The organism is Faecalibacterium sp. IP-3-29 (genome assembly GCF_023347335.1).
Taxonomy (GTDB): domain Bacteria; phylum Bacillota; class Clostridia; order Oscillospirales; family Ruminococcaceae; genus Faecalibacterium; species Faecalibacterium duncaniae.
In genome coordinates this window covers 2,619,172-2,644,415 of sequence record NZ_CP094471.1, presented here as the reverse complement: position 1 = coordinate 2,644,415, position 25,244 = coordinate 2,619,172, and the positions used below count along the sequence as shown (strand labels likewise).

Below are 25,244 nucleotides of genomic sequence, written 5' to 3'. Positions count from 1 at the left end.
CCGCCCCGCAGTTCCCGAAACAGGGGAGGACAATTGATATGAACCATTCCAGAAATTCCGTCCGCAAGCTCACCATGCTGGCCTTGCTCACTGCCATGAGCATCGTGTTTGCCCGGGTGCTGAGCATTTCCACCGGCTTTGTCCGGTTCAACCTGGGCAGTCTGCCCACCCTGCTGGCCGCTGTGCTGTTCGGGCCGGTGGAGGGCTTTGCCGTGGGTGCAGTGGCCGATATGATCGGCGGCACCCTTTCCGGCTACGCCATCAATCCGCTGATCACGCTGGGAGCAGGCTCCATCGGCCTGACGGCGGGCCTTCTCTGGCGCGCCCTGCCCAACCTGCGGCTGGGCCTACGCACCCAGATCAGCGTGTTTGCCGGCCATGCGGTGGGCTCCATTGTCATCAACTCGCTGGCACTCCATCTCTTCTATAACTATCCGTGGAGCGTGCTGGTGACCCGCATTCCCAACGCGCTGGTCCTGGCGGCGGTGAACACCGTGCTGGTGCGCCTGCTGCTGGAAAACAAAACGATCCGAGGCATTGCACAATGAACTATGAAGAAGCGCTGAACTATATCCACGCCGTCCAGTGGGCGGGGCACAAGCCGGGCCTGACCCGCACCCGGACCCTGCTGGCCGCACTGGAAGATCCGCACAAGCAGCTGAAATTCATCCATGTGGCGGGCACCAACGGCAAGGGCAGCACGGCGGCCATGCTGGCCTCCTGCCTGCAGGCGGCGGGTTACCGGGTGGGCCTGTATACCTCGCCCTTTATCAACCGGTTCAACGAGCGCATTCAGGTAAACGGCCAACAGATCCCGGACGAGGCGCTGGTGCGGCTGGTGGAGCGTGTGAAGCCCGCTGCCGATGCCATGACCGATATCCCCACCGAATTCGAGATCATCACGGCATTGGGGATGCTCTGGTTCGCTGAGACGAAATGCGACATCGTGGTGCTGGAGGTGGGCCTGGGCGGCACGCTGGATTCCACCAACGTCATCGACCCGCCGGAGTGCGCGGTCATCACGGCGCTGGGCATGGATCATGTAAAGGAGCTGGGCCCCACCCTGGCCGATATCGCATCGGCCAAGGCGGGCATCATCAAGCCGGGCAGTCCGGTGGTGAGCTATGGCGGTGTGCCCGAGGCCGATGCCGTCATCGCCCGTACGGCGGCAGAGCGGCACGCGCCGCTGACCGTGGTGGACCTCAGCAGGCTGACCATTGAGGACGGGGATCTGGATGCTGTCACCTTTGATTTTGACGGCCTGAATGGCATCCGCCTGCCCCTGATCGGCAGCTATCAGCCCCGGAACGCCGCCACGGCCATTACGGCCCTGCGGGTGCTGCGCAGCCGGGGCTGGAACATCCCGGACAGCGCCATCCGCGCCGGTCTGGAACAGGTGCGCTGGCCGGGTCGGTTCGAGCTGCTGCGGCATTCGCCCGCCTTTTTGCTGGATGGCAGCCACAACGCCCACGGAATGCGGGCCACTGTGCAGAGCCTGCGGGACCGCTTTCCGGGGCAGAAGTTCGTGTTCCTGCTCAGCATCATGGCGGACAAGGATGTGGACGAGATGCTGGCACTGCTCCTGCCGCTGGCCGGGCAGTTCGTCACCGTAGCGGCCCATACCCCCCGCGCCATGCCCGCTGAGACGCTGGCCGAACAGATCCGCGCCCGGGGCGGCAGGGCCGAGCCTGCTCCCACCATTGAAGCCGGTGTGGCCCGGGCGGTCGCCCTTGGGGGCACCGGCCCCGTGTGCGCACTGGGCACGCTCTACTTTTCCGGCGATGTGCGGGAAGCGTTTGCAAAATTGAACCAGTAAAGAAGAGGGGCTGCGGCACACGGGAAAAACCGGTGCAGCAGCCCCCTTTTTGCGGACTGGCTTACAAAAAAATGCCCCGCTGTTTTGTGATGCACAGAACAGCGGGGCAATATCATTTATGGGGCAGGAATGTGCTCAGGAGATGCGCTTCTGCTCAGGCCTTGCCTGCGCAGCCGAACAGCTCGATCTTTTCCTTGCACTTGTCAACGATGGCCTGAGCGCCGGGAGCCAGCAGCTTGCGGGGGTCGAAGCCCTTGCCCTGCTGATCCTTGCCAGCCTCGATGTACTTGCGGGTGGCCTCAGCAAAGACCAGCTGGCACTCGGTGTTGATGTTGATCTTGGAAACGCCCAGGCTGATGGCCTTCTGGATCATCTCGTCGGGGATGCCGGTGCCGCCGTGCAGGACCAGAGGAATGTTGTTGGTAGCCTTGTGGATGCGGTCCAGAGCCTCAAAGTCCAGGCCCTTCCAGTTGGCGGGGTAAACGCCGTGGATGTTGCCGATGCCGGCAGCCAGGAAGTCGATGCCCAGATCGGTGATCTTTGCGCACTCAGCGGGGTCTGCGATCTCGCCAGCGCCCACAACGCCGTCCTCAACGCCGCCGATGGAGCCGACCTCGGCCTCGATGCTCAGGCCCTTGGAGTGTGCCAGAGCGACCAGCTCCTTGGTCTTTTCCACGTTCTCCTCGATGGAGTAGTGGCTGCCGTCGAACATGATGGAGGAGAAGCCGGCCTCAACGCAGGCCTTGCAGCCCTCGTAGGTGCCGTGGTCCAGGTGCAGGGCAACGGGAACGGTGATGCCCATGGTCTCCACCATGGAGCTGACCATGGCGGCAACGGTCTTGAAACCGGTCATGTATTTGCCTGCGCCCTCAGAGACACCCAGGATAACGGGGCTCTTCATTTCCTCGCAGGCGGTCAGGACTGCCTTGGTCCACTCCAGATTGTTGATGTTGAACTGAGGCACACCGTAGTGGCCATCGCGTGCCTTGATCAGCATTTCGGTTGCATTTACCAACATTATTCATTACCTCCGCAAAATCATTTTGGGGTGAAAAAGCCGTTTTGGATACAAGATTGCGCATCCTTTAACGAACCTAAGGGTAGTATACCCCAATTACAGGATAAAATCAAGGCGGTTCCCGCGGCGTTTTCAACACAAATTCACATTGGGCATTTTGATGTTGGAGATTCTGGCAAAAACCACTGGATCTCCCTTCAAAAAATTGTCATAATTCCGACTTGAATTTTACAAAAAGTACGGCGAGAAGTTTGCGTGTCGAACCTGAGAGGTTGAAAACTCGGTGGAAACTGTGGAATTCCACCCGGAAAGTGGGCGTACAAACTTGATTTTTGAACATTTTCCACCGGGTTTTCAACATGTGGAAAAATTTGAGCCGAATTACCGATTGTATAGCCTGCTGAATGTGGAAAACTTTTGCCTTCGGCAAACATTGCGAAGAATGCCGGGGTATGCTATACTTTAGAATGTATCAGTGTCAAAATATAGTAAAACTGAAACAGAACGAAACCATGGCGCGGCTCAAACGGCCCGCCTTGCCATAGAATGGAAGGAGAACACATCAATGGACGAACAGAAAATGCCGCGCCGCCCCCGCCGCAGCAGCACGGAGGAGCAGCCCAAGAATGAGAGCCTGGTCTACGGCAAAAACCCCGTGACCGAGCTGCTCAAGAGCGGTTCCGGCGTGGATACCGTGCTGATCGCGGAGGGCATGGCCCCCGCCGTGGCAGCTTACTATACCGCCATGGCCAAGGAGGCCGGGGCCACGGTCAAGCGGGTGCATCCCAACAAGCTGCGCCTGATGACCGGCACCGAGAGCCACCAGGGCGTGGCCGCCTTTGCCAGCGAGATCGAATATGTGACCGTGGAGGACCTGCTGAACGTTGCCAGAGAGAAGGGAGAGCCCCCTTTCCTGGTGCTGAGTGACGGCATCGAGGACCCCCATAATCTGGGCGCGGTGATGCGCTCTGCTCTGCTGTGCGGAGCCCACGGCATCGTCATCCCCAAGCGGGGCGGCGCGTCCGTGACCCCCACCGTTATCAAGTCCAGCGCCGGTGCGGCCGAGCGCCTGCCTGTGGCCCGCGTGGCCAACATCGGCGAGACCATCCGCCGCCTGAAGGATCAGGGGGTGTTCGTCTACTGTGCCGATATGGACGGTGTGCCCCTGCGCAAGAACAACCTGACCGGCCCTATCGCACTGGTGCTGGGCAGCGAGGGCAGTGGTGTATCCCAGCTGGTGAAAAAGCTCTGCGATGGTGTGGTGCGGCTGGATATGGCCGCTCAGGGCACCGGTGTGGACAGCTTCAATGTTTCGGTGGCAGCTGGCATCATCCTGTACGAGATCCAGAGCCAGCGCGCCGCAGAGTAAGAAACAGCGGACAGACCGCCGTGACCAGAACAGGGAGGGACTAGGATGCCAAAGGATGATAAGCGCAAAGAGCTGACACAGGAAGAGATCGATGCGCAGAACGAGAAGTTCCGCACGTTTTTCAGCACCAGCGTGGCACAGGTGCCCGAAGAGATGAAGCGCCGCGATGAGGAAAAGGAGAATACCGGCAGCCTGCTGGGCAAACTCTTCCACCGCGAAAAGGACAAAGAGGAGCCAGCCGCCGCCCCGGCCGTGCAGAATGAGCTGCCGCCCACGGGTGAGATCGTGCTGGGCCATGAGGAAGAAGCCGAGGCCGACTTGGAGCTGGCATTGGAGCCCGGAGAGCTGGAGGAAGCAGAGCCTGTGGCTCTGCCCACCGCGCCGGAAGCCCCCGCAGCGCCGAAGCCGGAACCCCGGCCCGCACCCCAGCCCGAGAAAAAGCCGGAGCCGCCCCGCCGCCAGGAACCCCTGACCCCGCAGGAGCAGCAGGAGGATGCAGAGATGGCCGAACTCAAGGCCATGCTCTATGGCACCCCCAAGCCCGCCCCGGTGGAGGAAATGCAGGATGCCCCCGAAGAGGTGCTGGCCGTGGAGCCGGAAGCTCCCGCAGCGCCTGAGGGCCCGGCAATCCCCATGGTGTTTGCCGAGGATCAGTCGGTAAAGCAGGCAAAGTCTGCCCCGGAAGCCGCGCCAGAGGTTGAGCCGGAACCGGAAACGGCTTTCCAGTTCTTTGGCAAGGGCGCGGACGAGAACGAGCCGCAGGCCCCTACCCGCACCGAGGCCCCCAGCAAGGACGACAGCATGAGCCTGCCGCTGATGGGACTGGAAGAGGACGAAGCACCCGCCCGGCCTGCCGCCCCGGCAGAGGAGGCCCCGGCCCAGCCTGCTGAGAAAGCGGCCCCTGCCGCCCCGGAGGCTGAGGAGAAGCCTGAAGAAGAAGCCGAGCCGGAAACGCCCGAGCAGGTGGGGGAGAAGCTCCGCCGGATGGGCGCGGAGCTGACGCTGCGGTGTGTGCTGGAGGGCATCCTTGCCGTGGTACTGCTCCACTTTGGCCTTGTTGCCGAGGGGCTGCTGGCCCCCGTGGCCTCCCTTGACCCCGTGATCGCCCCGGCGGCGTTCTATGCCGCCAACCTGCTCTTTCTGGCCGGTGCGCTGGCTGTGGGCTGGCCTGTCCTGCGGGATGGCCTGCAGGGCCTCAAGGGCCGCCCCAGTGCAGACACCATGCCGGCGCTGGCCGCCTGCGGTGCGCTGGCGCAGGCTGCGGTCGCCCTGCTCAACGCCCAGAGCTATCAGAACTCCAGCTGGACGCTGCTTTCCGGCGTGGCCGCACTGGGCCTGTTCCTGGCCCTGCTGGGCAGCCGTGTCCTGCTGACTGCCGTCAGAAACGGCTATGACCTTGCCGCCCGATCCCCTGAGGGGCTGCAGGGCGCGTTCCGTGTCCGGGATAAGGACCTGATCCGGGTGCTGGCCCGGAGCCTGGATCAGAAAGACCCCTGGGTGCTGCTCAGCCGCCCTGTCCAGTGGGACGAGGCGCTGGTGGAGCAGAGCTTCGGGGAGCGCGCCAGTGAGCGCCGCGCCCGCAAGACAGCCCTGATCCTGCTGGGTGCTGCCGTGCTCAGCGGGCTGGTGTTCCTGCTGTTTGGCGGCGGGCCCAACGGCATGGCCGCAGCCCTGACCTCCATGCTCTGCATGGGTGCACCGCTGTCCTCCACCCTGGTTGCGGGCATCGCGTCTCTGCGCCTGCAAAAGACCGCTGCCGCCGCCGGTGCCGTGGTGCCCGGCTGGGCCGCCATTGAGGAGCTGGGCGGCGTGGACACCGTGCAGGTGGATGCCGACGAGCTCTTTACCGCCGACAGCGTGAATCTGGAGGACATCCGCATCTTCAAGGGCGGCCGCATCGACCGTGCCATCCTCTATGCGGCCAGCATCCTCAACCACAGCTGCGAGACCCTGCGGGGCCTGTTCCGCCAGATCATCGAGGACCGCACCGAGATCCTGTACCCTGTGAAGGATCTGGAGGTCCACCACGGCCTTGGCTTTGCCGCCTGGTGCGATAACAACCGGGTGCTCATCGGCAACCGGCTGTACATGGAGCGGGAGGGCGTGCCCCTGCCTGAGCAGGAGTACGAGGATGAGCACTCCCAGAACGGCACGCTGCAGATCCTGTATCTGGCTGTTTCCGGCAGCCTGCACGCCATGTTCGTGCTCCACTATGTGGGCGGCCGCAACGCCGCCCGCGGTCTGGAGGTGCTGCAGCGGGAGAACATCCGCCTGCTGGTCACCTGTGAGGACCCCAGCCTGACGGCCCGCCACATCACCGAGGCTTATCATCTGCCCGAGGGGATGATCACCCTGCTGGATCAGGAGCAGTGCAGCGCGCTGACCCCTGCCCAGCCGGACGAGACCGCCCGCTGCTGTATGCTGCATGATAAGGGCTTTGCCAGCCTGATCGGCGGCCTGCGCGCGGCGGAAAAGGCCCAGAACGCCGAGACGAGCGCCACCACGGTGCAGATGGTCTCGGTCTGGTTCTCGGTGGTCATCGGTGTTCTGCTGACCTACGCGGGCAGCATCGGCACCCTGTCGGTGGCAGCTGTCCTGATGTATCAGGCGGCATGGAGTGCTTTGAGCATTGCGGTCTGCGCCCTGAAACAGCATAACTGAGAGATATTCTCAAAATAAATAGGAATTATTCTTGATTTCAATTCGGAACTCTGGTATAATCAGTGCAGAAGGAACGCCCCGGCGGTCACCGGCGGCGAAATGATACACCGCACAAACAAAAGGAGAGCACGAATATGGAACTCAAGGGTACCAAGACCGAGAAAAACCTGTGGGAAGCCTTTGCAGGCGAGAGCCAGGCCCGCAACAAGTATACCTTCTTCGCCAGCGTGGCCAAGAAGGAGGGCTATGAGCAGCTGGCAGCAATCTTTGAGGAGACGGCTGCCAACGAGAAGGAGCACGCCAAGATGTGGTTCAAGGCCCTGAACGGCGGCTCCATCCCCGATACCATGACCTGCCTGGAAATGGCAGCCGGCGGCGAGCACGACGAGTGGACCGAGATGTACCCCCGGATGGCCGCAGAGGCCAAGGAAGAGGGCTTTACCCAGCTGGCTGCCCTGTTCACCATGGTGGCGCAGATCGAGAAAGAGCACGAGGAGCGCTACCGTGAGCTGGCCGAGAACCTGAAGAACAACACGGTTTTTGCCCGGGAAGAGCAGCAGGTCTGGCAGTGCCGGAACTGCGGCTACACCTATATCGGCAAGTCGGCTCCCCTGAAGTGCCCGGTCTGCGCACATCCCCAGAGCTACTTTGAGCTGAAAAAGCACAATTATTGATCCTGTCCGGAACGCCGCAGCTCCCACGCCGGGACTGCGGCGTTCTTTTTGCACAAAATTTTCCGGAAAAACTGGCATTCCCGACGAAATCGGGTGCGAAAGCACAGCACTTTGGGCGAAGAACTTGACCCACATTGGCCGGACGTGTAAAATGAATCAGTAGTGAGAAAAATCATGGACGCGAAATTTTTCCATGTGTGCGGCATTCCTTTGATCCCATGGGATGAAACAAGGAGGGAAGTTCGACCCAATGAAATGGAAATTCCAAACCGCGGGGCGGCTTCTGGCCCTGCTGGCTCTGAGCGGGGCCCTGCTGGCTGCCCCTTTGCCCGCGCAGGCCGCGCCCGGTGTGCTGACAGGCCTGACCGGAACCGGCTCCAAGCTGGAACTGGAGCTGACCGAGATGGAGCTGGAGATCACCGATGATGACCCCCGCCCCAAGGGCTACCTGTACACCAGCGGCCAGAGCGATTATTACTTCATCGTCTGGATGAGCAGCAACTCCAATGTTGCCACGGTGGATGGCGACGGCAAGGTGACGGGCCGCAATGCAGGCACTGCCATCATCACCGCCATCTCCGACCACGGCGAACGTGCCGCCTGCAAGGTGACCGTGACCCGCAAAAATGAAGAATCAGCCAGAAAAAAGCCCACGCTGGATACCACCAGCCTGAGCCTTGTGCTGCAGTACAATGACCTGCACCCCACCCATCAGCTCCAGTTGACCAACAGCGACCACTCCTTTCTCTATGTCTACCAGTGGATGAGCAGCAACCCTGAGGTGGCTACGGTCAGCGACAAGGGCCTTGTCACGGCTCAGGCGGCGGGCACCACCACCATCACGGCAATGGTCTCCAACGGCCAGGCTTTGCGGTGCAGCGTCACGGTGACTTCGGATATCGGCAAGGTGACTTTGAACAAGAGTGACCTGCTGCTCCGCATCGTGGGCACCCAGGAGCGCCTGACGGCCACCGTTGCGGTGGAAGGCGGCGGCAGCGTGCCCATTACATGGGTCAGCAGCAACCCGGGTGTCGTTACCGTGGATGCGGATGGCGTGGTGACCGCCATTGCCGATGGAGAAGCCAAGGTCACGGCCCTTTCGCCCGCCGGACGCTTTGACGTGTGCAGCGTTGTGGTGGGCATGGCGGCGGAGAAGTACGAATCTGAAGCCGACCTTGCTGACGAGCTCAAGCTCCCTGACCCCTACGTTGCCGTAAGGCTGAATAAACTGGCATAAAGAAAAAGCACCCGCCCATGGCTGTTTTTGACAGCTATGGGCGGTTTTTGCGTGTATGGAAACGGATGCGCTGGGAAAAACTTGCCGAAGAGGAATTTTTTTCAAAAAATATTTTGCGTTGCATGGCGTGGTGTACCTGACACATCCGGCCGCCTCCGGCAGGTGAAAAAGGACAAAATGGCTCGAACGTTGTTTAAGACAGGGAGCGGCTGCCCCACAGAGCGGCGAAATCGCTGCAAAAAAGGCGGCTGTCCGGCATGTTTGACACATTTTACAAGAATTTGACGTAAATGGATTGAATTCACGACTCTTGACAGAAGGCGGGACAAACCAGTATCCTTTTATCCAGAGGAAAGTATTTTATGTCGCCAGACGTTGGAATGCCTGGTGGACAAGTGTGTGTCAGGAGGGAAAGAATATGACCAACTACCGGAACCGAATCGGGGAAGCCATTGCCTTTGCCCGGAACGTGGCGGGCAGATCCCAGCAGGAGCTTGCGGATATGCTGGGGCGGGACAAGCGCACCATTCAGAAATGGGAGCGGGGCGAGATCCGCATTGCGCTGGAGGATTATCTGGATGTATTCGATACTCTGCACCTGCCGGTGGGGCCCTATGAAATGTGGATCCGGCATCCGGAACTCTTTCCGCGCGGCATGGAGGATATCAAGGGCTTCAGCACCGAAAAGAAGCGGAGGACACTGGCGGATTATTATCTGCATCAGGCTGCACCGCTGGAGATCGAGCAGGAGTATTACATCCTGTTCGGTGACCACGGCAGCAACAGCTGCGGCATCCGGCAGGAGCAGCTGGCCAACCTGCAGACTCCGCTCCGTGACCGCAAACGGATCGTGAACCAGATCATCGACAACTACTATGAGGCCCGGGCCATCGGACATCTGACCGACCCGGAGGGCCAGCAGCCAGTGATGCCCATTCTGGAAGCCTGCTACGATGCCAGTGCACGGAGCGTGGAAGCCAACGAGAACCGGTACAGCATCGGCAGCATCGAGGACTATCTGGACGATGCGGCAAAACCGGCAGAAGAGTGAACCGAACAGCAGACGGCCATGTGCAGCCGCCTGCTGTTTTTGCGTTCGGCTGCCTGCGGGAAAATATTGTGAAATTTGCGGATTCCTGCTATACTTATCCTATTGATGAAAAAGAAGGGTGAGGCAAATGGCATACAACATGGGCGGTCGGCGCTTCCGGCCGGTGGGCAGCGGAAAAAAGCGGACTGCGCCGCAGTACGGGCCGGTGGGCACAGGCTGCCCGTTTGTGGAGGAGGCCGTGGCGCGGCTGTACCGGGAGCAGAACGAGGAACATTTCTGGAGCCTGATGAACGCCCTGAACTATGCGCTGGAATTGCAGACCAAGGTACTGGTGCCGCTGGATGCGGCGGTGGACCCCCAGAGCGGGGCCGCCCCCTGGGCGCATCTGCCCATCCCGGAGGAGCGGGCTGAGGGCCTGCCGCCCTGGCTGCTCCACGCCCGGAAAGAGCGGCACTATCTGCCGCTGTTCACCTCGGTAAAGAACGCCGAGGCGGAAAAGGCCAGCGCAACCCGCCCCATGGTGGAGCGCAGCCTGCGCAGCGCCATGGAGTATGCGCTGGAAACGGACGGCATCGATGGTGTAGTGCTGGACCCGTGGACAAGCTCTGCCACGCTGGATGTCTCCCTGCTCAGCGGGCTGCTGAGATCGGAGCGGGGAAGCGACAACCCCGGCGCTCAGGAGCTGGAAGCCGGGCACGCCGCCGCCCGGGCCGGAGATTGGCCGGAGGCAGCGGCCAGCTACACTGCCGCCGCCGAGGCGGGCAGCGCAGAGGCGCTTTCTGCCCTGGGGGACTGCCTGTATTATGGCCGGGGTGTCCGGAAGAATAAGACCCAGGCCCGGCGGATGTGGAAAAAGGCCGCGCAGGCCGGGGAGGTGCAGGCCATGATCGCCCTGGGGGATGACTGTGCCGCATCGGGCGGGGAGATGGCGGAGACCCTGCAATACTACCGCCGCGCCCAGAGCGCTGCCCGGGAGGTGCCGGACATCGCCTACACCCCGCAGGTCTGCCTGCGTCTTGCCCAGTACGAGACCCAGTACCTCTCCCGCAAAAAGGCGCTGCTGCAGGTGGCCGAAGCCGTGCAGGGCTTTCGGATCCTGCAGGCCGAGGGCGAAACGGATGCTGCCGACTGGCTGCGGGAGGCTGAACTGCTGACCGATCAGCTGCTGGCCGACGATAAAAACGCCTGAAACACAGTTTCTTTACATTTGTTCTAAGAAATCGTCATAGGAAACCGGTAAGATATTCAAGGAAATATTCTGCGCCGAAGAAAAGAGGACAAGCACTATGAGCAAAGTGATCGGAATCGACCTTGGCACCACCAACTCCTGCGTGGCGGTGGTGGAGGGCGGCAAGCCTGTGGTCATCACCAACGCCGAAGGCGAGCGCACCACCCCCAGCGTGGTGGCCTTTACCAAGGATGGCGAGCGTCTGGTGGGCGGCGCGGCAAAGCGCCAGATCGCCACAAACTCCGGTCGTACGGTGTCTAGCATCAAGCGGTACATGGGTTCTGATCATCGGGTGCATATCGATGGCAGAGACCTGACCCCACAGGAGATCAGCGCTATGATCCTGACCAAGATCCGCCGCGATGCCGAGAGCTATCTGGGCGAACCGGTGACCGAGGCCGTCATCACGGTGCCTGCCTATTTTGACGACAGCCAGCGCAAGGCCACTCAGGACGCGGGCCGCATTGCGGGCCTGAATGTTCTGCGCATCATCAACGAGCCCACCGCCGCCGCGGTGGCTTACGGCCTGGACAACGAAGCTCCCCAGAAGATCCTGGTCTATGATCTGGGCGGCGGCACCTTTGATGTTTCGATCATCGAGATCGAGGACGGCACCTTTACGGTGCTGGCCACCGGCGGCGATACCCATCTGGGCGGCGATGACTTTGACGAGCGCATCGTTGAGTGGGCTGTGGCGGAGTTCCGCAGGTCTGACCGCATCGATCTGACCAAGGACCCCGCCGCCATGGGCCGCCTGAAGGAGGAAGCGGAAAAGGCCAAGAAGGAGCTTTCCAGTGCGCTTTCCGCCCAGCTGAACCTGCCGTTTATCGCGGTGGGCAAGGATGGCCCCCACCATCTGGATCTGAACCTGGGCCGCCCCCAGTTTGAGATGATGACCGGTGACCTGCTGGCCCGCACCGTTCAGCCGGTGCAGAACGCCCTGCGGGATGCCGGGATTTCCGCCAGCCAGCTGGGCAAAGTCCTGCTGGTGGGCGGAAGCACCCGGATGCCAGCTGTGGAGCGGCAGGTCCGGGAGCTGCTGGGCTGTGAGCCCAGCCATACCCTGAACCCCGATGAATGCGTGGCCATGGGTGCCGCCGTGCAGGGCGGTCTGCTGCAGGGCGGCGGAAAGCTGGCCGGTGCCACCGGTGCGGCCGCGCAGGGCCTTGTGCTGATGGATGTCACCCCGCTGACGCTGTCCATTGAGACACTGGGCGGCGTGGCCACTCCTCTCATCACCCGCAACAGTATGATTCCCACCCGCAAGAGCCAGATCTTTACCACGGCCCGCCCCATGCAGACCAGCGTGGAGATCAACGTGCTGCAGGGCGAGCGCCACTTTGCCCGCGACAACAAGAGCCTGGGCAAATTCAAGCTCACCGGCATCCGCTCCGGCTTCTCCTCCAAGCCCCAGATCGAGGTCACCTTTGACATTGATGTGAACGGCGTGGTCAAGGTGTCTGCAAAGGATCTGGGCACCGGCCGGGAGCAGAACATCACCATCACCGGCAGCACCAATCTTTCTGAGAACGAGATCCAGCGCGCCATGGCCGATGCCGCCGCCTACGAGGAGGAGGATACCCGCCGCAGGGAGCGGCTGGAGCTCCACAATCAGGCCGAGATGCTGGCTTACAAGGTGGATGAGGCCCTCTCTAAGTGCAAAAAGGAGCTGGACAAGGACGAGAAGAACCGAGTCAAGAACGACCTTGCCAGCCTGCGCCGCTGCCTGCGCAAAGATAAGCCCGAAAAGATGAACGAGACCGAAGAAGCGAACCTCCGTCAGGCAAAATCCCAGCTGGAAGCCAGCGCCAACCACCTGATGGTGCTGTACAGCACGGAGCAGGATGCCGACCGGCAGTAAGCGGGCAATTCCCTACTGAAAAACTTCGTTGAAAGGGTTGACAAACCCGGAAGAGTGGGGTATTATGTATGCAATATCACAAAAATGGCTGTGAAGAGAAGAGTAGGTTTTCGCATTGATCCTTCCAGAGAGCCCGGGCGGTGGAAAAGGGCAGGAAACAGGGAACTGAAAATGGTCTCGGAGCCGCGGGGGCGAAGTGCAAGAGTGCTAAGCCTGCGACGGGAGCGCCCGTTACAGCGTCCGGTTGTCGCGTTGCAAAACGCCGCAGCAGTGAGGCTGTCTCTGTGAGGGGACAGTAAACCAAGGTGGTACCACGGAAGTTTTACGCTTTCGTCCTTGTGGGTGTATGCCCGCTGAGGACGGAAGCGTTTTTTATTTTGCTTCCGGTGCAAAGGGTGCGGATTGTGCCGCACCGCACAAAAACATTTTTGTAAAAGTAGAGAGGGAAAACAAAATGTCTAAGATCACTCGTCGTAATTTTCTGAAAGTTTCCGGCGTGGCCGCTGCTGCCGCTGCCCTGACCGCCTGCGGCGGCTCTTCCTCCACCGCAAGCTCCGCCGCTTCCGGCGCTGCATCCTCTGAGGCTGCCTCCACCGCTGCCAAGCTGGACAAGATCAAGGTCGCCGTTCCCAACGACACCACCAACGAGGCCCGCGCTCTGACCCTGCTGGAGAAGAACGGCTTCTTCAAGCTGAAGGCAGATGCAGGCCTGACCGCCACCAAGAATGATATCGAGGAGAACCCCCTGAATGTCAATGTGGACGAGGTCGAGGCTGCTCAGGTGCCCAACGTCCTGCAGGATGAGGACTACGCTGTCATCAACTCCAACTACGCCATCTCCGCCGGTCTGGACCCCATGACCGACGCTCTGGCCATGGAGGATGGCACCTCTGCCTACGTCAACGTTCTGGTCTGCAAGGAAGGCAATGAGGAGGAGCCCAAGATCAAGGCTCTGGTCGCTGCCCTGCAGAGCCAGCAGGTCAAGGACTTTATGACCGAGAGCTACGGCGGCGCTGTGGTCTCCGTTGTGGAGGACCCCACCGACGGCTATGATCCTTCCATTGATTATGACGCACTGAACGGCGAGACCGTCAGCTGTGCTGCCACCCCTGCTCCCCACTGCGAGATCCTGGAGGTCTGCAAGCAGATCCTGGCCGACAAGGGCATTACCCTGGACATCCAGGAGTACGATGACTATGTGATCCCCAACACCATCGTTGAGGATGGCCAGTGCGACACCAACTACTTCCAGCATCAGCCCTACCTGGACAACTTCAATGAGGAGAAGGGCACCCACCTGGTCTCCGTTGCCGGGATCCACGTTGAGCCCATGGGCATCTACGGCGGCAAGCAGAGCGACCTGAGCCCGATCGAGGGTTAAGCGAACTCCCCCAGTCACCTTGCGGTGACAGCCCCCTCGGGGATGGGGCCTTTGCCTGACCGTTCTGTTTCAGGCTCCCTCCATGAGGGAGCTGGCAAACCCGCAAGGGTTTGACTGAAGGAGTTTATTCAACAGCAAGGAGCAATTTCTGTGATCGAGATCAAACACCTTTCCAAGACCTTCCAGATGAAGGACAGCGCAGTGAATGCGCTGAAGGACATCAGCCTGACCATCCCGGATGGCTCGATTTACGGCATCATCGGCATGTCCGGCGCGGGCAAATCCACGCTGGTGCGCTGCATCAACCTACTGGAGCGCCCCACCGAGGGCAGCGTGGTCATTGACGGCGTGGAGATGGAAAAGCTCACGCCCGCCCAGCTGCGCCAGCGCCGCCGGGAGATCACGATGATCTTCCAGCAGTTCAACCTGCTGATGCAGCGCAGCTGCCTGAAGAACATCTGCTTCCCCATGGAGCTGGCAGGTGTGAAGAAAGAGGAAGCCGAAAAGCGCGCCAAGGAACTGCTGGAAATGGTGGGCCTGCCCGATAAGGCCAACGCCTACCCGGCCCAGCTCTCCGGCGGCCAGAAGCAGCGCATTGCCATTGCCCGCGCACTGGCAACTGACCCCAAGGTCCTGCTCTGCGATGAGGCCACCAGCGCGCTGGACCCCAACACCACCCACTCCATCCTGACCCTGATCAAGGACATCAACCGGAAGCTGGGCATCACGGTGGTGGTCATCACCCATCAGATGAGCGTTGTGGAGGAGATCTGCGATCACGTTGCCATTCTGGACGGCGGCGTTGTGGTGGAACAGGGCGAGGTGAAGGAGATCTTCGCCAACCCCAAGACCGCCGCGGCAAAGCGTCTGGTGGCTCCCAACGGCGGCAGCGCAGCCCGTGACCTATCCAGCTTTGCGCCGGACGATCATGTGGTGCGTGTGACCTTCAACGGTTCTTCCGCCGCAAAACCGCTGGTGGCAAGCCTTGCCGCCGAAAAGGGTATTCTGGTGTCGGTGCTCAGCGCCGATACCCGCGACCTGAGCGGCCAGTGCTACGGCTCCATGCTGCTCAAGCTGCCCGCTGACCTGGATGAAGCAAAACAGGCTGCTGCCTACATGCGGGCGCAGCCCGGCATTACGGTGGAGGAGGTGACCGGAGAATGACCATTGCAGATTATGGCTTTGCCATCTGGGAGACCTTCTATGTGACGTTGCTCTCCACCGCGTTCTCTCTGGTCATCGGCCTGCCGCTGGGTGTGCTGCTGGTGGCCGGTGATAAGGACGGCATTCTGCCCCTGCCCGGCTGGCTGATGCACCTGCTGAATATCATCATCAACATCCTGCGCAGTGTGCCTTTCCTGATCTTGATGATCTGCGTTTTTCCGCTGACCCGTATCATCGTGGGCACCACCGTAGGCACCAAGGCCACCATCGTCCCGCTGGTGGTGGCGGCCTTCCCGTTTGTGGCGCGTCTGGTGGAGACCAGCCTGCGCGAATTGGATGAGGGTGTGGTGGAAGCCGCCCAGAGCATGGGTGCGACCCCGTTCCAGATCATCACCAAGGTAATGATCCCCGAGTGCCTGCCCGGCCTGATCTCCAGCATGACCACAGCTTTGACCACCATTCTGGGCTACTCGGCCATGTCCGGTGTCATCGGCGGCGGCGGTCTGGGCAAGATCGCCCTTTCCTACGGCTACTACCGCTACCAGACCAACATTATGATCGTCTGCGTCATCCTGCTGGTGCTGCTGGTGCAGATCTTCCAGACCGTTGGCACCTTCTGGGCCACCAGAAGCGATAAGCGGCTGAGGAAGTAACTCCTTCAGTCGCACTTCGTGCGCCAGCTCCCTCGGAGAGGGAGCCTTAAAGCCTCCCTCTTTGAGGGAGGTGGCAAAGCCGAAAGGCTTTGACGGAAGGAGTTCTCTCCTCATTTCGCCCTCGGAGCAGGAGTTTAAATTCAACGTTTCAATTCCCCGCCGGAGGCATGTGCTCCTGCGGGGAATTGTACTATTCGGACAAACCCAGTAAAGGAGTATGTTGCAATGAACCGTGATACCATCTGTGTGCAGGGCGGTTATACGCCCGGCAATGGCGAGCCCCGCCAGATCCCCATCATCCAGTCCACCACCTTCAAATATGCCACCAGCGAGGATATGGGCAAGCTGTTCGACCTGGAAGCCGACGGCTACTTCTACTCCCGCCTGCAGAACCCCACCTGTGACCTTGTGGCCAAGAAGATCTGCGAGTTGGAGGGCGGCACCGCCGCCATGCTGACCTCCAGCGGTCAGGCAGCCAACTTCTTTGCCCTGTTCAACCTCTGCGAGGCTGGTGACCATATCGTGGCATCCAGCACCATCTACGGCGGCACCTTCAACCTCATTTCTGTCACCATGAAGAAGATGGGCATTGAGGCCACCTTTGTGGACCCGCTGTGCACCGAGGAGGAGTTGAACGCCGCTTTCCGGCCCAACACCAAGGTGGTGTTCGGCGAGACCATTGCCAACCCCGCCCTGACCGTGCTGGATATCGAGAAGTTTGCCAAGGCTGCTCACGCCCACGGCGTGCCCCTGATCGTGGATAACACCTTCCCCACGCCGGTCAACTGCCGCCCCTTTGAGTGGGGCGCGGATATCGTGACCCACTCCACCACCAAGTACATGGACGGCCACGGCGCAGTGCTGGGCGGTGCCATCGTGGACGGCGGCAAGTTCGATTGGATGGCCCACGCCGAGAAGTTCCCCGGCCTGTGCACCCCGGACGACAGCTACCACGGCATCACCTACGCCGAACGCTTTGGCAAAGAGGGTGCCTTTATCACCAAGGCAACGGCTCAGCTGATGCGGGACTTCGGCTCCATGCAGTCCCCGATGAATGCCTATATGCTGAACCTCGGCCTGGAAAGCCTGCATGTCCGGATGCAGCGCCACTGCGCCAACGGCATGGCTGTGGCAAAGTTCCTCGAAAGCCATCCCAAGGTGGCCTATGTGAATTACTGCGGCCTGGAGTCCAGCCCCTACCACGCACTGGCTGAAAAGTATCTGCCCAATGGCAGCTGCGGCGTGGTCAGCTTTGGTCTGGCCGGCGGCCGCGAAGCTGCCAGCACCTTTATGAAGGAGCTCAAGCTGGCTGCCATTGAGACCCATGTGGCCGATGCCCGCACCTGCTGCCTGAACCCGGCTTCCAGCACCCACCGCCAGATGAACGATGAGCAGCTGAAAGCCGCCGGTGTGCCCGCAGAGCTGGTGCGCATGAGCTGCGGTCTGGAAAGCGCCGAGGATCTGATCGCAGATATCGCACAGGCTTTGGATAAGATTTAAAAGGCAAACGGGCTCGCCCTCTCAGCTTCACTTCGTTCAGCAGCTCCCCCAAAGGGGGAGCCTCTGGCGAAAAATAAACTTTGTGGTTTTGCCAAGGCCTCCCACTTTGGGGGAGGTGGCACGGCGTAAGCCGTGACGGAGAGGGCGAGGCCGCTATCAATATCCGCACCAAAGGAGTAACCATCTATGCCCCTCATCATCCCGAAAACGCTCCCAGCCTACGATGCCCTGTACGAGGAAAACGTCTTTGTCATGCACCGGGAGCGGGCAGCGTCCCAGCATATCCGCCCGCTGGAGATCCTGATCCTGAACCTGATGCCCACCAAGATCGCCACCGAGACCCAGATTGCCCGGCTGCTGGCCAACACGCCGCTGCAGGTGCACATGACCCTGCTGCAGACGATGAGCCATGAGGCAACGCACGTTTCGGCGGCTCATCTGGAGGCCTTTTATAAGACCTTCGACGAGGTGAAGCATAACCGCTACGACGGCATGATCATCACCGGCGCTCCGGTGGAGACCATGGACTTTGAGCAGGTGGATTACTGGCCGGAGCTGTGCGAGATCATGGATTTCAGCGAGACGAACGTCTATTCCACCCTGCATGTCTGCTGGGGTGCTCAGGCGGGCCTGTACTACCACTACGGCATCCGCAAGGAGCTGCTGCCTGCCAAGATGTTCGGCGTGTTCGAGCACCGGGTCATCCGGCCCTCCAACCCGCTGGTGCGCGGCTTTGATGAGGTGTTCTATGCTCCCCACAGCCGCCACACCGCCATGAGCCGGGAGGATATCGACCACTGCGGTGCGCTGCGCATCCTTGCCGAGAGCGATGAGGCAGGGCCTTTCCTGATGAGCACCGAGAACGGCCGGCAGATCTTTGTCATCGGCCACCCGGAGTACGACAAATACACGCTGGATGCGGAGTATAAGCGGGATGTTGCCAAGGGCCTGCCCATTGCAGTGCCCAAAAACTACTACCCCAACGATGACCCCAGCCAGCCGCCGCTCTTCCGCTGGCGCGCGCACGCCCATCTGCTGTATGAAAACTGGCTGAACTACTACGTCTACCAGAACACCCCCTATGATCTGGGAGAGATGCAGCGCGTGAAGCACTCTGAGGAGTGACTTCCTTCAACCGCCTGCGGCGATAGCTCCCCCATGGGGAAGCCGGGTTTACGCACGACTGTTTTTCTGCCTTTCGGATCAGGAGGGGCGGTATTGAAAAGCAATAACGGAGAGGTATTTATGGGAATCGATAAGAATGAATGGGGCTTCCGGGTGGGACATCTGCCCCACGGGGAGCGCAATAAGATCAGCGATGTGCCGGGCGTGACGGTGGGCCATTGCACACTGGCGGATGGCGATATCCAGACCGGTGTGACCGCGCTGCTGCCCCACCCCGGGGATGTGTTCCATGATAAGGTGCTGGCGGCCTGCCATGTCATCAACGGCTTCGGCAAGACCACCGGCCTTGTCCAGATCGATGAGCTGGGTACACTGGAGACCCCCATCCTGTTTACCAACACCCTGAGTGTGGGCACTGTGGAAACGGCGCTGGTCAAATATATGCTGGAGCGCAACCCCGATATCTGCGAGACCACCGGCAGTGTGAACCCGGTCGTCTGCGAGTGCAACGACAGCGGCCTGAACGATATCCGGGGCCTGCATGTCACCGAGGCACATGTGGCTGCCGCTCTGGCAGACTGTAAAGCTGATTTCGCCGAGGGCGCAGTGGGTGCCGGACGCGGAATGCGTTGCCATGGGCTGAAGGGCGGCATCGGTTCTGCCTCCCGGCTGGTGGAGCTGGACGGTAAGTCCTACACCATCGGGGCACTGGTGCTTTCCAATCATGCCACCTTCGATGACCTCATCGTGGCGGGCACGCCCATCCACGAGCTGTTGGAAGCCCGCATCCCGCCCCATGAGGACAAGGGCTCCATCATCACGGTGCTGGCAACGGATATCCCCCTGAGCGAGCGCCAGCTGCGGCGGCTCTGCCACCGGGCGCTGGTGGGGCTTTCCCGCACCGGCAGTGCCTGCGGCAACGGTTCGGGTGAGATCGTTCTGGCCTTTACCACGGCCAACCGGATGCCGCATTACTCGGACAAAGCTCTCCTGCCCATGGAGATGCTCCACGATGATGCCATCAACCCGCTGTTCCGGGCAGTGGCCGAGTGTGTGGAGGAAAGCGTCCTGAGCAGCCTGCTCCACGCCGAGACTGTCACCGGCTACCATGGCCGGACGGTGCAGTGCCTTTCCGACCTGTTGAAAAAATAACGAAAAATAAGCCTTTCCGTGTGGTGCACCTCAGTGTGACACCAACGGAAAGGCTTGTTTTTTATCGCTGTCTTTATCTCTGCACCAGCGTGATGAATGCCTTCATCTGGGGGGTGAGCCATTTATCCCTGTGGTAGAACAGCTGCCGCCGCATCTCCACGCGGCAGGCGGGGACATTCAGGCGGGACAGCGTTCCGGCGGCGAGGGCATTCTGCACGATGTACTCGGGCAGGAAAGAGAGGCCCATGCCGTGCTCGACCATCTGGCAGAGCAGGGAAGCACTGCCCAGCTCGAGAAAGGGCTTGATGGCCAGCCCCTGCGCTGCCATGCACTGGTCGAGGGCATCGCGGTAGCTCATGCCCCGCTCAGTCAGCAGGAACTCCTGCCCGGCCAGTTCCTGAAGCGTGACTTCCGCCTGCCCGGCCAATGGGTGCCCGGCGGGGGCCACCACGCAGATGGGCTCCGGCTCATCCACAGCCAGCACAAAACTGGGCTGCAACAGCGGCTTGTCCAGCGTGTATGCCAGGTCAATCTGATTGGAGCCCAGCATCTGGAGCATCTCATCGTCGGTGGCGGTGCGGAGCACCAGCTCTACCTGCGGGCAGAGGGCGTGATACCGCTGCAGCAGGTCGGGCAGAAAGGTGCTGCAGACCGAATCTGCCAGTGCCACCCGCAGGGTGCCGCTGACCTGCCGGGCAGGCTGCAGGGCCGCCTTGGCCTGCTCGGCAGTGGCCAGCAGGGAGCGGGCATAGGTCAGAAAGGTCTGCCCGGCATCGGTCAGGCGGACCGTTTTGCCCACCCGGTCGAAGAGCGGCGTTTCCAATTCAGCTTCCAGCTGGGCCACCTGTGCGGAGACAGCCGATTGGGAATATCCCAGCTCCCGTGCCGCACGGGAAAAGCTGTGCAGCTCCGCAATATGCAAAAAGGTGTTGATGGTACGCAGTTCCACGGCGGCACCTCTCAGCGGCGGGTGATGCCGGTCACGGTCAGAACAGCACCATCTACGACAAAATGGACTTCCAATCCCGAAAATTCCATTCCGTATACCCGCTCCGGGTCGTGCTGGTAGGAGGGGCGGGGGTCGTTTTCCAGCACGCCCCGCAGGCCATCTCGCTCGGCGGCGGGTACGGTCTCCCACAGCTCCGGCGGGCATTCGACCCGCAGCCTGTGCGTCTGGGTCTGTGCCGTGAAGCCTGCCGCCGCGTCCGGGTGACAGTCGGCGTAGGGGATGTAGGGCTTGATGTCGTAGATGGGGGTGCCGTCCATCAGGTCTGCGCCCCGCACGATGAGCACCGGGCCCACCTCCGGGCGGTGCTCGATGGACTCCAGCCTGACGCTGGAAAGGCCCAGCGGGTTGGGCCGGAAGGGGGAGCGGGTGGAAAACACGCCCATCCGGGTGTTGCCGCCCAGGCGCGGGGGCCGGACGGTGGGAGACCAGCTCTCCCGCACCGCGCCGGAGAATTGCCACACCAGCCAGATGTGGCTGAAATCCTCCAGTCCGCGCAGGGCATCGGCGTTGCGGTATTCCGGGGTGAAGATGATCTCGCCCCGCAGGCCGTCCACCAGCCCGCTCTGCCGGGGGATGCCGAACTTGGTGGGGAAGGCGGTGTGGATGTGTGCGATGACCTTCAGGGTCATGGTTTCGTTGCTCATATTATAAACCTCTGCAGAAGCCCACGGCTCTGCCCTCGATCTGGATCTCGTTCAACTGTGGCCCGGCATAGATCATGGGCGGGCAGACGGCGGCGTTGTCGGCCAGAAGCATAACGGTGTCGCCCTGCCGGTGAAAATGCTTTAAGGTGGCCTCGCCGCCGATCCGCACGGCGGCGATCTCGCCCTGCTCCACCTCGGGCTGGCAGCGGATGCAGACGATGTCACCATCGCAGATGGTGGGGGCCATGCTGCTGCCGTGGCAGGTCAGGGCAAAGTCGGCGTGCCATGCGGCAGGAACACCGATGTAGCATTCGATGTTCTGTTCGGCGGTGATGGGGGAGCCGCAGGCAATGCTGCCCACCAGCGGCACCCGCACCATTTCGGGCAGGGGCTCAAACCCCGGCGGGACAAACGCAGTGTTTTCCAGCCCCATCAGCCATGCGGGTGTGGTCTCCAATGCAGCGGCAAACTCCTCCACCTTGGACTGCGGGATGTCGTTGACCCCTTTTTCCAGCTTGGTGATGGAGGATTTGGAGCGGTAGCCCATCCGCTGGGCAAGCTCTTCCTGAGAGAGCCCCAGCTCGAGCCGACGCTGTAAGATACGGCGGGAAAGTTCTGACATGGCAGAGACCTCGCTTTTCTTGAAAAAGAATGTTCTGCCGTGAGTATATCAGAAAAGTTCTTAAAAATCAACGATTTTCGCGCGATTTTGGTAAAATAGTTGACAAAAAATCAACGTCGAACTATAATACAACCAAAGATTGTGAAACGACACGCAGAGATCCAGATGAAAGGAGAACCTTTGATGACAAATACCACACAGATCCGCGCCTACATTGAAAGCCAGGGCCTCAAGCTGGGCCATGTGGCACGGGTGCTGGGCATCAGCAGCAGCGCCCTGCATCAGAAGCTGAACGACGAGAGCGATTTCAAAGTCAGCGAAGCCGACCGTCTTTCTGCCATGCTGGGGCTGACCATGGAACAGCGGGATGCCTGCTTCTTTGGCCCGGGCACCCGGATGTGCCAAAGAAAGGGGGCGGCGTGATGACCGCTGAACAGCGCAGAAAGACCCGGGAGGCCCTGCAGAACTACGGTACCCGCCAGTGGGCCCGCAGCCCGGCCAATTGGGGCTGGGCCCGGGCCATCCAGCAGACGCAGGAGTATTACCGCACCGCCGACCCCATCCGTGCAGGCCTGCTCCAGCTGCGCTACCTGGAGCGCCGCAAGGAGGAGGATGTGCTGGAGCGGCTCTGCATCGGACGCACCACCTACCAGAAAGCCCAGCTCGATCTGCTGAGCACTGTAGCTGTCTTTGCCGCCCGCTACGGTGCCCTGTGACGCAAAATGCCCCCGGACAGCCATCCGGGGGCATTGCAGTCAGTGCTTTTTCTTTTCCGGAGTATCGCAGTGCTGGTGGCAGGAGGCGCAGTTGCCGCCGCAGCCTTCGCCTTTCCAGCCGCCCTGCTTGGAAATCCAGACCACTGCCAGGGCAAACAGCCCTGCCAGCACCAGAATGGTAATGATCCCACGAAGTGTCAGCATTGAAAAAACCTCTCTTTTTGCGCTGGAATGCGCAATTTCAGTATACACTATTTTGCGCAAAAGAGCAACTGCCTCGCAGTGGGAAAAAATTGCGAAAAAATCAAAATTAGGGCTTGCCAATCCACTTCGGTTGTGGTATAATTCTCTTGTTCCGATTCGGAGGATTAGCTCAGCTGGTTAGAGCACCTGCATCACACGCAGGGGGTCTGGGGTTCGAGTCCCTAATTCTCCACCATACAGTTCGTACTCGAACCCGATTCTTTACGAGAAAGGGTTCGGGTACTTTTTTTGTTTGCAAGAGGTTCTGCGGAAGGACTACTCAGAACGGTAAACAGGAACGAACAAAGGCAGGATATCATCATGGCGATGGTATCCTGCCTTTTATATATGATATGGTATTGGGGCAATTGCTGCGCACAAAGCGCCTTAAGCCCCTGTGTTTGCTTCGGTCAGCACAAAGGTCAGCTCCGCTGTGGCGGCGCACTTGCCATCCACATAAGCGGATGCCTTCCCGATGCCCACCGGGCCGCGCTGTTCCACCAGCTCACAATGGAGCGTAAGGACATCCCCTGGGGTGACCTGTTTGCGGAAGCGGGCATTTTTGATGCCGCCGAAGAGGGCCAGTTTGCCTTTGTTTTCGGGAACGCTCAGCGCCGCCACGGCTCCGGTCTGGGCCAGTGCTTCCAGGATCAGCACCCCTGGCATGACCGGCTGGCCCGGGAAGTGACCGCAGAAGAATTCTTCATTGCGGGATACGCACTTGCGGCCAATGGCCCACTGACCCGGCTCGTAGTCCAGGATACGGTCCACGAGGGCAAAGGGGTAGCGGTGGGGCAGAAGGGCTGCGATCTGCTCACTGTTCAGAGCGTTTGCGTTCTCCCGCACGGTGCGCGGTTCTGCCATGGCTCAGCCCTCCCATCTGCGCAGGGCGATGCAGGCGTTGTGCCCGCCAAAGCCCAAGCTGTTGCTCAGTGCGTAGGTCATGGTCTGTGCACGGCCTGCATTGGGCACATAGTCCAGATCGCATTCCGGATCAGGCTGCTCGTAGTGGATGGTGGGCGGGGCAAACTGGTCTCGCAGGGCCAGTGCCGTGAACACGGCCTCGATGCCGCCCGCACCGCCCAGCAGGTGGCCGGTCATGCTCTTGGTGCTGACCACGGTCAGCTGCTTTGCGTGCTCACCGAACACGGCATGGATGGCAGCCGTCTCGCAGGCATCGTTCATGTGGGTGCCGGTGCCGTGGGCGTTGATGTGATCCACCTGCTCCGGAGCAATGCCGGCATCGGCCAGCGTCAGCTTCATGCAGTCGATGGCACCTGCGCCGCCGGGAGCCGGTGCAGTAAAGTGGTAGGCATCGCAGTTGGCACCATAACCCACCACCTCGGCGTAGATATGCGCACCGCGTGCCCGGGCGTGCTCCAGCTCTTCCAGAACCAGCACACCGCTGCCCTCGCCCATCACGAAACCGCCGCGGCGGGCATCAAAGGGCAGGCTGGCAGCATCCGGGTCGGTGGCGGTGGAAAGCGCCTTCATGCTGGTAAAACCGCCGATGCCCAGCGGGCTGATGCAGCTTTCGGCACCGCCGCAGACCATGGCGGTCTCGTAACCGTCCCGGATGCGGTGGAAGGCATCGCCCACAGCATTGGTGCCGCCGGCGCAGGCCGTGACCGGGCAGGTGCACATGCCCTTCAGGCCAAAGCGGATGGCCACCTGTGCCGCCGCCATGTTGGCAATGGACATAGGCACAAAGTAGGGGCTGACCTTCTCCATGCCTTTCTCTTCCCCGCGGGTGTGCTGCTCCTCGATGGTGGGCAGGCCGCCAATGCCGCTGGAAAGGACCACACCGATGTTTTTGGCCTCTGCTTCCGTGTTCAGGCCGCTGTCGGCAATGGCCTCGGCTGCAGCAGCCAGTGCCAGCAGGGTGAAGCGGGCCATCTTGCGGGCTTCCTTTTTGTCCACAACGGTCTCGGGGTCAAAGTTTTTCACTTCACCGGCCAGCTTGCACTTGAAATCGGTGGTGTCAAACTGGGTGATGGGGCCAATGCCGCACCGGCCTGCCTTTGCGGCAGCCCAGCTGTCGGCAGCAGTGTTGCCCAGCGGGTTCACGGTGCCCAGACCGGTGATCACGACTCTGCGTTTTTCCATAAAGAATTTCTCCT

24 protein-coding genes, 1 tRNA gene and 1 other annotated feature are annotated in these 25,244 nt (G+C 61.0%); of the genes, 18 read left to right on the top strand and 7 right to left on the bottom strand.

The genetic code is table 11. The features are described from left to right. Positions 1-38: 38 nt before the first annotated feature. Together MTP40_RS12615 and MTP40_RS12610 are read left to right on the top strand one after the other, a co-directional pair. Positions 39-548, top strand: coding sequence for a folate family ECF transporter S component (locus MTP40_RS12615; RefSeq protein ID WP_005935200.1), 510 nt, complete (start codon positions 39-41; stop codon positions 546-548). Next, positions 545-1,816 (top strand): bifunctional folylpolyglutamate synthase/dihydrofolate synthase, encoded by a 1,272-nt coding sequence (locus MTP40_RS12610; RefSeq protein ID WP_249259484.1) that lies wholly within the window; start codon positions 545-547, stop codon positions 1,814-1,816. The genes MTP40_RS12615 and MTP40_RS12610 overlap by 4 nt, the downstream gene beginning before the upstream one ends. Positions 1,817-1,970: 154 nt before the next feature. On the opposite strand, the gene fba is transcribed toward MTP40_RS12610, so the two are convergent. Next, positions 1,971-2,834, bottom strand: coding sequence for a class II fructose-1,6-bisphosphate aldolase (gene fba, locus MTP40_RS12605; RefSeq protein ID WP_097771599.1), 864 nt, complete (start codon positions 2,832-2,834; stop codon positions 1,971-1,973). 565 nt (positions 2,835-3,399) lie between these two features. Here fba and rlmB point away from each other — a divergent pair. The 13 genes from rlmB to MTP40_RS12540 all read left to right on the top strand — a co-directional run bounded on the left by rlmB (position 3,400) and on the right by MTP40_RS12540 (position 19,890). Next, positions 3,400-4,203, top strand: a complete 804-nt coding sequence (rlmB, locus tag MTP40_RS12600; protein WP_005935208.1) for a 23S rRNA (guanosine(2251)-2'-O)-methyltransferase RlmB — start codon at positions 3,400-3,402, stop codon at positions 4,201-4,203. A gap of 45 nt (positions 4,204-4,248) precedes the next feature. Continuing rightward, on the top strand, positions 4,249-6,864 hold the full coding sequence (locus MTP40_RS12595; RefSeq protein WP_249259483.1) for a cell envelope biogenesis protein OmpA: 2,616 nt from the start codon (positions 4,249-4,251) through the stop codon (positions 6,862-6,864). Between the two features lie 134 nt (positions 6,865-6,998). After that, positions 6,999-7,538, top strand: coding sequence for a rubrerythrin (gene rbr / locus MTP40_RS12590; protein WP_249259482.1), 540 nt, complete (start codon positions 6,999-7,001; stop codon positions 7,536-7,538). Positions 7,539-7,788: 250 nt separating this feature from the next. Next, positions 7,789-8,775 (top strand): Ig-like domain-containing protein, encoded by a 987-nt coding sequence (locus MTP40_RS12585; protein ID WP_227611172.1) that lies wholly within the window; start codon positions 7,789-7,791, stop codon positions 8,773-8,775. Between the two features lie 418 nt (positions 8,776-9,193). After that, positions 9,194-9,826 (top strand): helix-turn-helix domain-containing protein, encoded by a 633-nt coding sequence (locus MTP40_RS12580; RefSeq protein ID WP_117477145.1) that lies wholly within the window; start codon positions 9,194-9,196, stop codon positions 9,824-9,826. A 127-nt stretch (positions 9,827-9,953) separates the two neighbouring features. Continuing rightward, entirely contained in the window at positions 9,954-11,015 is a 1,062-nt protein-coding gene (locus MTP40_RS12575; protein ID WP_207684590.1) for an SseB family protein, read from the top strand. Between the two features lie 97 nt (positions 11,016-11,112). Further along, entirely contained in the window at positions 11,113-12,915 is a 1,803-nt protein-coding gene (dnaK, locus tag MTP40_RS12570; protein WP_249259481.1) for a molecular chaperone DnaK, read from the top strand. 81 nt (positions 12,916-12,996) lie between these two features. Then, positions 12,997-13,256 (top strand) — a binding site (T-box leader). 113 nt (positions 13,257-13,369) lie between these two features. Continuing rightward, a complete protein-coding gene (locus MTP40_RS12565; protein ID WP_035394877.1) occupies positions 13,370-14,296 on the top strand; it encodes a MetQ/NlpA family ABC transporter substrate-binding protein in 927 nt (308 codons plus the stop codon). A 150-nt stretch (positions 14,297-14,446) separates the two neighbouring features. Then, positions 14,447-15,460 carry a methionine ABC transporter ATP-binding protein gene (locus MTP40_RS12560; protein ID WP_156067288.1) on the top strand — a complete coding sequence of 338 codons (1,014 nt, stop codon included), beginning with the start codon at positions 14,447-14,449 and terminating at the stop codon, positions 15,458-15,460. Further along, positions 15,457-16,113: a methionine ABC transporter permease gene (locus MTP40_RS12555; protein ID WP_154276926.1), complete on the top strand. Its 657-nt coding sequence runs from the start codon at positions 15,457-15,459 to the stop codon at positions 16,111-16,113. Before MTP40_RS12560 ends, MTP40_RS12555 begins: the two co-directional genes overlap by 4 nt. Before the next feature lie 225 nt (positions 16,114-16,338). Next, the gene (locus MTP40_RS12550; protein WP_097771608.1) at positions 16,339-17,613 is read left to right on the top strand and encodes an O-acetylhomoserine aminocarboxypropyltransferase/cysteine synthase family protein; all 1,275 of its coding nucleotides are present in this window, start codon (positions 16,339-16,341) and stop codon (positions 17,611-17,613) included. A 186-nt stretch (positions 17,614-17,799) separates the two neighbouring features. Beyond that, the gene (gene metA, locus MTP40_RS12545) at positions 17,800-18,738 is read left to right on the top strand and encodes a homoserine O-acetyltransferase MetA (protein ID WP_227612829.1); all 939 of its coding nucleotides are present in this window, start codon (positions 17,800-17,802) and stop codon (positions 18,736-18,738) included. Between the two features lie 120 nt (positions 18,739-18,858). Continuing rightward, the gene (locus tag MTP40_RS12540) at positions 18,859-19,890 is read left to right on the top strand and encodes a DmpA family aminopeptidase (RefSeq protein WP_097771671.1); all 1,032 of its coding nucleotides are present in this window, start codon (positions 18,859-18,861) and stop codon (positions 19,888-19,890) included. 73 nt (positions 19,891-19,963) lie between these two features. On the opposite strand, the gene MTP40_RS12535 is transcribed toward MTP40_RS12540, so the two are convergent. Genes MTP40_RS12535 through MTP40_RS12525 form a run of 3 tightly spaced genes read right to left on the bottom strand, consistent with a single transcriptional unit; the run spans position 19,964 to position 22,165 of the window. Then, positions 19,964-20,839, bottom strand: a complete 876-nt coding sequence (locus MTP40_RS12535) for a LysR family transcriptional regulator (protein ID WP_215696552.1) — start codon at positions 20,837-20,839, stop codon at positions 19,964-19,966. Positions 20,840-20,850: 11 nt separating this feature from the next. Next, positions 20,851-21,543, bottom strand: coding sequence for a tRNA (N6-threonylcarbamoyladenosine(37)-N6)-methyltransferase TrmO (tsaA, locus tag MTP40_RS12530; RefSeq protein ID WP_249259480.1), 693 nt, complete (start codon positions 21,541-21,543; stop codon positions 20,851-20,853). A gap of 1 nt (position 21,544) precedes the next feature. Beyond that, positions 21,545-22,165, bottom strand: a complete 621-nt coding sequence (locus MTP40_RS12525; protein ID WP_249259479.1) for a LexA family protein — start codon at positions 22,163-22,165, stop codon at positions 21,545-21,547. A gap of 183 nt (positions 22,166-22,348) precedes the next feature. Between MTP40_RS12525 and MTP40_RS12520 the strand changes: the two genes are divergently transcribed. Continuing rightward, positions 22,349-22,588 carry a helix-turn-helix domain-containing protein gene (locus MTP40_RS12520; RefSeq protein ID WP_099357280.1) on the top strand — a complete coding sequence of 80 codons (240 nt, stop codon included), beginning with the start codon at positions 22,349-22,351 and terminating at the stop codon, positions 22,586-22,588. Continuing rightward, entirely contained in the window at positions 22,588-22,881 is a 294-nt protein-coding gene (locus MTP40_RS12515; RefSeq protein WP_005935258.1) for a hypothetical protein, read from the top strand. The genes MTP40_RS12520 and MTP40_RS12515 overlap by 1 nt, the downstream gene beginning before the upstream one ends. 39 nt (positions 22,882-22,920) lie before the next feature. Here MTP40_RS12515 and MTP40_RS12510 read toward each other — a convergent pair whose 3' ends face one another. Continuing rightward, positions 22,921-23,085, bottom strand: coding sequence for a FeoB-associated Cys-rich membrane protein (locus tag MTP40_RS12510; protein ID WP_098924342.1), 165 nt, complete (start codon positions 23,083-23,085; stop codon positions 22,921-22,923). A 158-nt stretch (positions 23,086-23,243) separates the two neighbouring features. On the opposite strand from MTP40_RS12510, the gene MTP40_RS12505 reads away from it, so the two are divergent. Continuing rightward, positions 23,244-23,320 (top strand) — tRNA-Val (locus MTP40_RS12505). A gap of 191 nt (positions 23,321-23,511) precedes the next feature. On the opposite strand, the gene fabZ is transcribed toward MTP40_RS12505, so the two are convergent. After that, the gene (fabZ, locus tag MTP40_RS12500; RefSeq protein WP_097771632.1) at positions 23,512-23,988 is read right to left on the bottom strand and encodes a 3-hydroxyacyl-ACP dehydratase FabZ; all 477 of its coding nucleotides are present in this window, start codon (positions 23,986-23,988) and stop codon (positions 23,512-23,514) included. A gap of 3 nt (positions 23,989-23,991) precedes the next feature. Further along, complete coding sequence (gene fabF / locus MTP40_RS12495; protein ID WP_249259478.1) at positions 23,992-25,230, bottom strand: beta-ketoacyl-ACP synthase II; 1,239 nt, start codon at positions 25,228-25,230, stop codon at positions 23,992-23,994. Positions 25,231-25,244: the final 14 nt, after the last annotated feature.

Excerpts from the sequence above, each read along its gene's own strand:
- fabF (WP_249259478.1), bottom strand. The coding sequence starts at position 25,230 with ATGGAAAAACGCAGAGTCGTGATCACCGGTCTGGGCACCGTGAACCCG.
- MTP40_RS12610 (WP_249259484.1), top strand. The coding sequence starts at position 545 with ATGAACTATGAAGAAGCGCTGAACTATATCCACGCCGTCCAGTGGGCG.
- MTP40_RS12520 (WP_099357280.1), top strand. The coding sequence starts at position 22,349 with ATGACAAATACCACACAGATCCGCGCCTACATTGAAAGCCAGGGCCTC.
- fabZ (WP_097771632.1), bottom strand. The coding sequence starts at position 23,988 with ATGGCAGAACCGCGCACCGTGCGGGAGAACGCAAACGCTCTGAACAGT.
- tsaA (WP_249259480.1), bottom strand. The coding sequence starts at position 21,543 with ATGAGCAACGAAACCATGACCCTGAAGGTCATCGCACACATCCACACC.
- MTP40_RS12510 (WP_098924342.1), bottom strand. The coding sequence starts at position 23,085 with ATGCTGACACTTCGTGGGATCATTACCATTCTGGTGCTGGCAGGGCTG.
- fba (WP_097771599.1), bottom strand. The coding sequence starts at position 2,834 with ATGTTGGTAAATGCAACCGAAATGCTGATCAAGGCACGCGATGGCCAC.
- MTP40_RS12595 (WP_249259483.1), top strand. The coding sequence starts at position 4,249 with ATGCCAAAGGATGATAAGCGCAAAGAGCTGACACAGGAAGAGATCGAT.
- MTP40_RS12585 (WP_227611172.1), top strand. The coding sequence starts at position 7,789 with ATGAAATGGAAATTCCAAACCGCGGGGCGGCTTCTGGCCCTGCTGGCT.
- MTP40_RS12580 (WP_117477145.1), top strand. The coding sequence starts at position 9,194 with ATGACCAACTACCGGAACCGAATCGGGGAAGCCATTGCCTTTGCCCGG.
- metA (WP_227612829.1), top strand. The coding sequence starts at position 17,800 with ATGCCCCTCATCATCCCGAAAACGCTCCCAGCCTACGATGCCCTGTAC.
- MTP40_RS12615 (WP_005935200.1), top strand. The coding sequence starts at position 39 with ATGAACCATTCCAGAAATTCCGTCCGCAAGCTCACCATGCTGGCCTTG.
- rbr (WP_249259482.1), top strand. The coding sequence starts at position 6,999 with ATGGAACTCAAGGGTACCAAGACCGAGAAAAACCTGTGGGAAGCCTTT.
- MTP40_RS12525 (WP_249259479.1), bottom strand. The coding sequence starts at position 22,165 with ATGTCAGAACTTTCCCGCCGTATCTTACAGCGTCGGCTCGAGCTGGGG.
- MTP40_RS12540 (WP_097771671.1), top strand. The coding sequence starts at position 18,859 with ATGGGAATCGATAAGAATGAATGGGGCTTCCGGGTGGGACATCTGCCC.
- MTP40_RS12550 (WP_097771608.1), top strand. The coding sequence starts at position 16,339 with ATGAACCGTGATACCATCTGTGTGCAGGGCGGTTATACGCCCGGCAAT.
- MTP40_RS12555 (WP_154276926.1), top strand. The coding sequence starts at position 15,457 with ATGACCATTGCAGATTATGGCTTTGCCATCTGGGAGACCTTCTATGTG.
- MTP40_RS12565 (WP_035394877.1), top strand. The coding sequence starts at position 13,370 with ATGTCTAAGATCACTCGTCGTAATTTTCTGAAAGTTTCCGGCGTGGCC.
- MTP40_RS12515 (WP_005935258.1), top strand. The coding sequence starts at position 22,588 with ATGACCGCTGAACAGCGCAGAAAGACCCGGGAGGCCCTGCAGAACTAC.
- rlmB (WP_005935208.1), top strand. The coding sequence starts at position 3,400 with ATGGACGAACAGAAAATGCCGCGCCGCCCCCGCCGCAGCAGCACGGAG.
- dnaK (WP_249259481.1), top strand. The coding sequence starts at position 11,113 with ATGAGCAAAGTGATCGGAATCGACCTTGGCACCACCAACTCCTGCGTG.
- MTP40_RS12575 (WP_207684590.1), top strand. The coding sequence starts at position 9,954 with ATGGCATACAACATGGGCGGTCGGCGCTTCCGGCCGGTGGGCAGCGGA.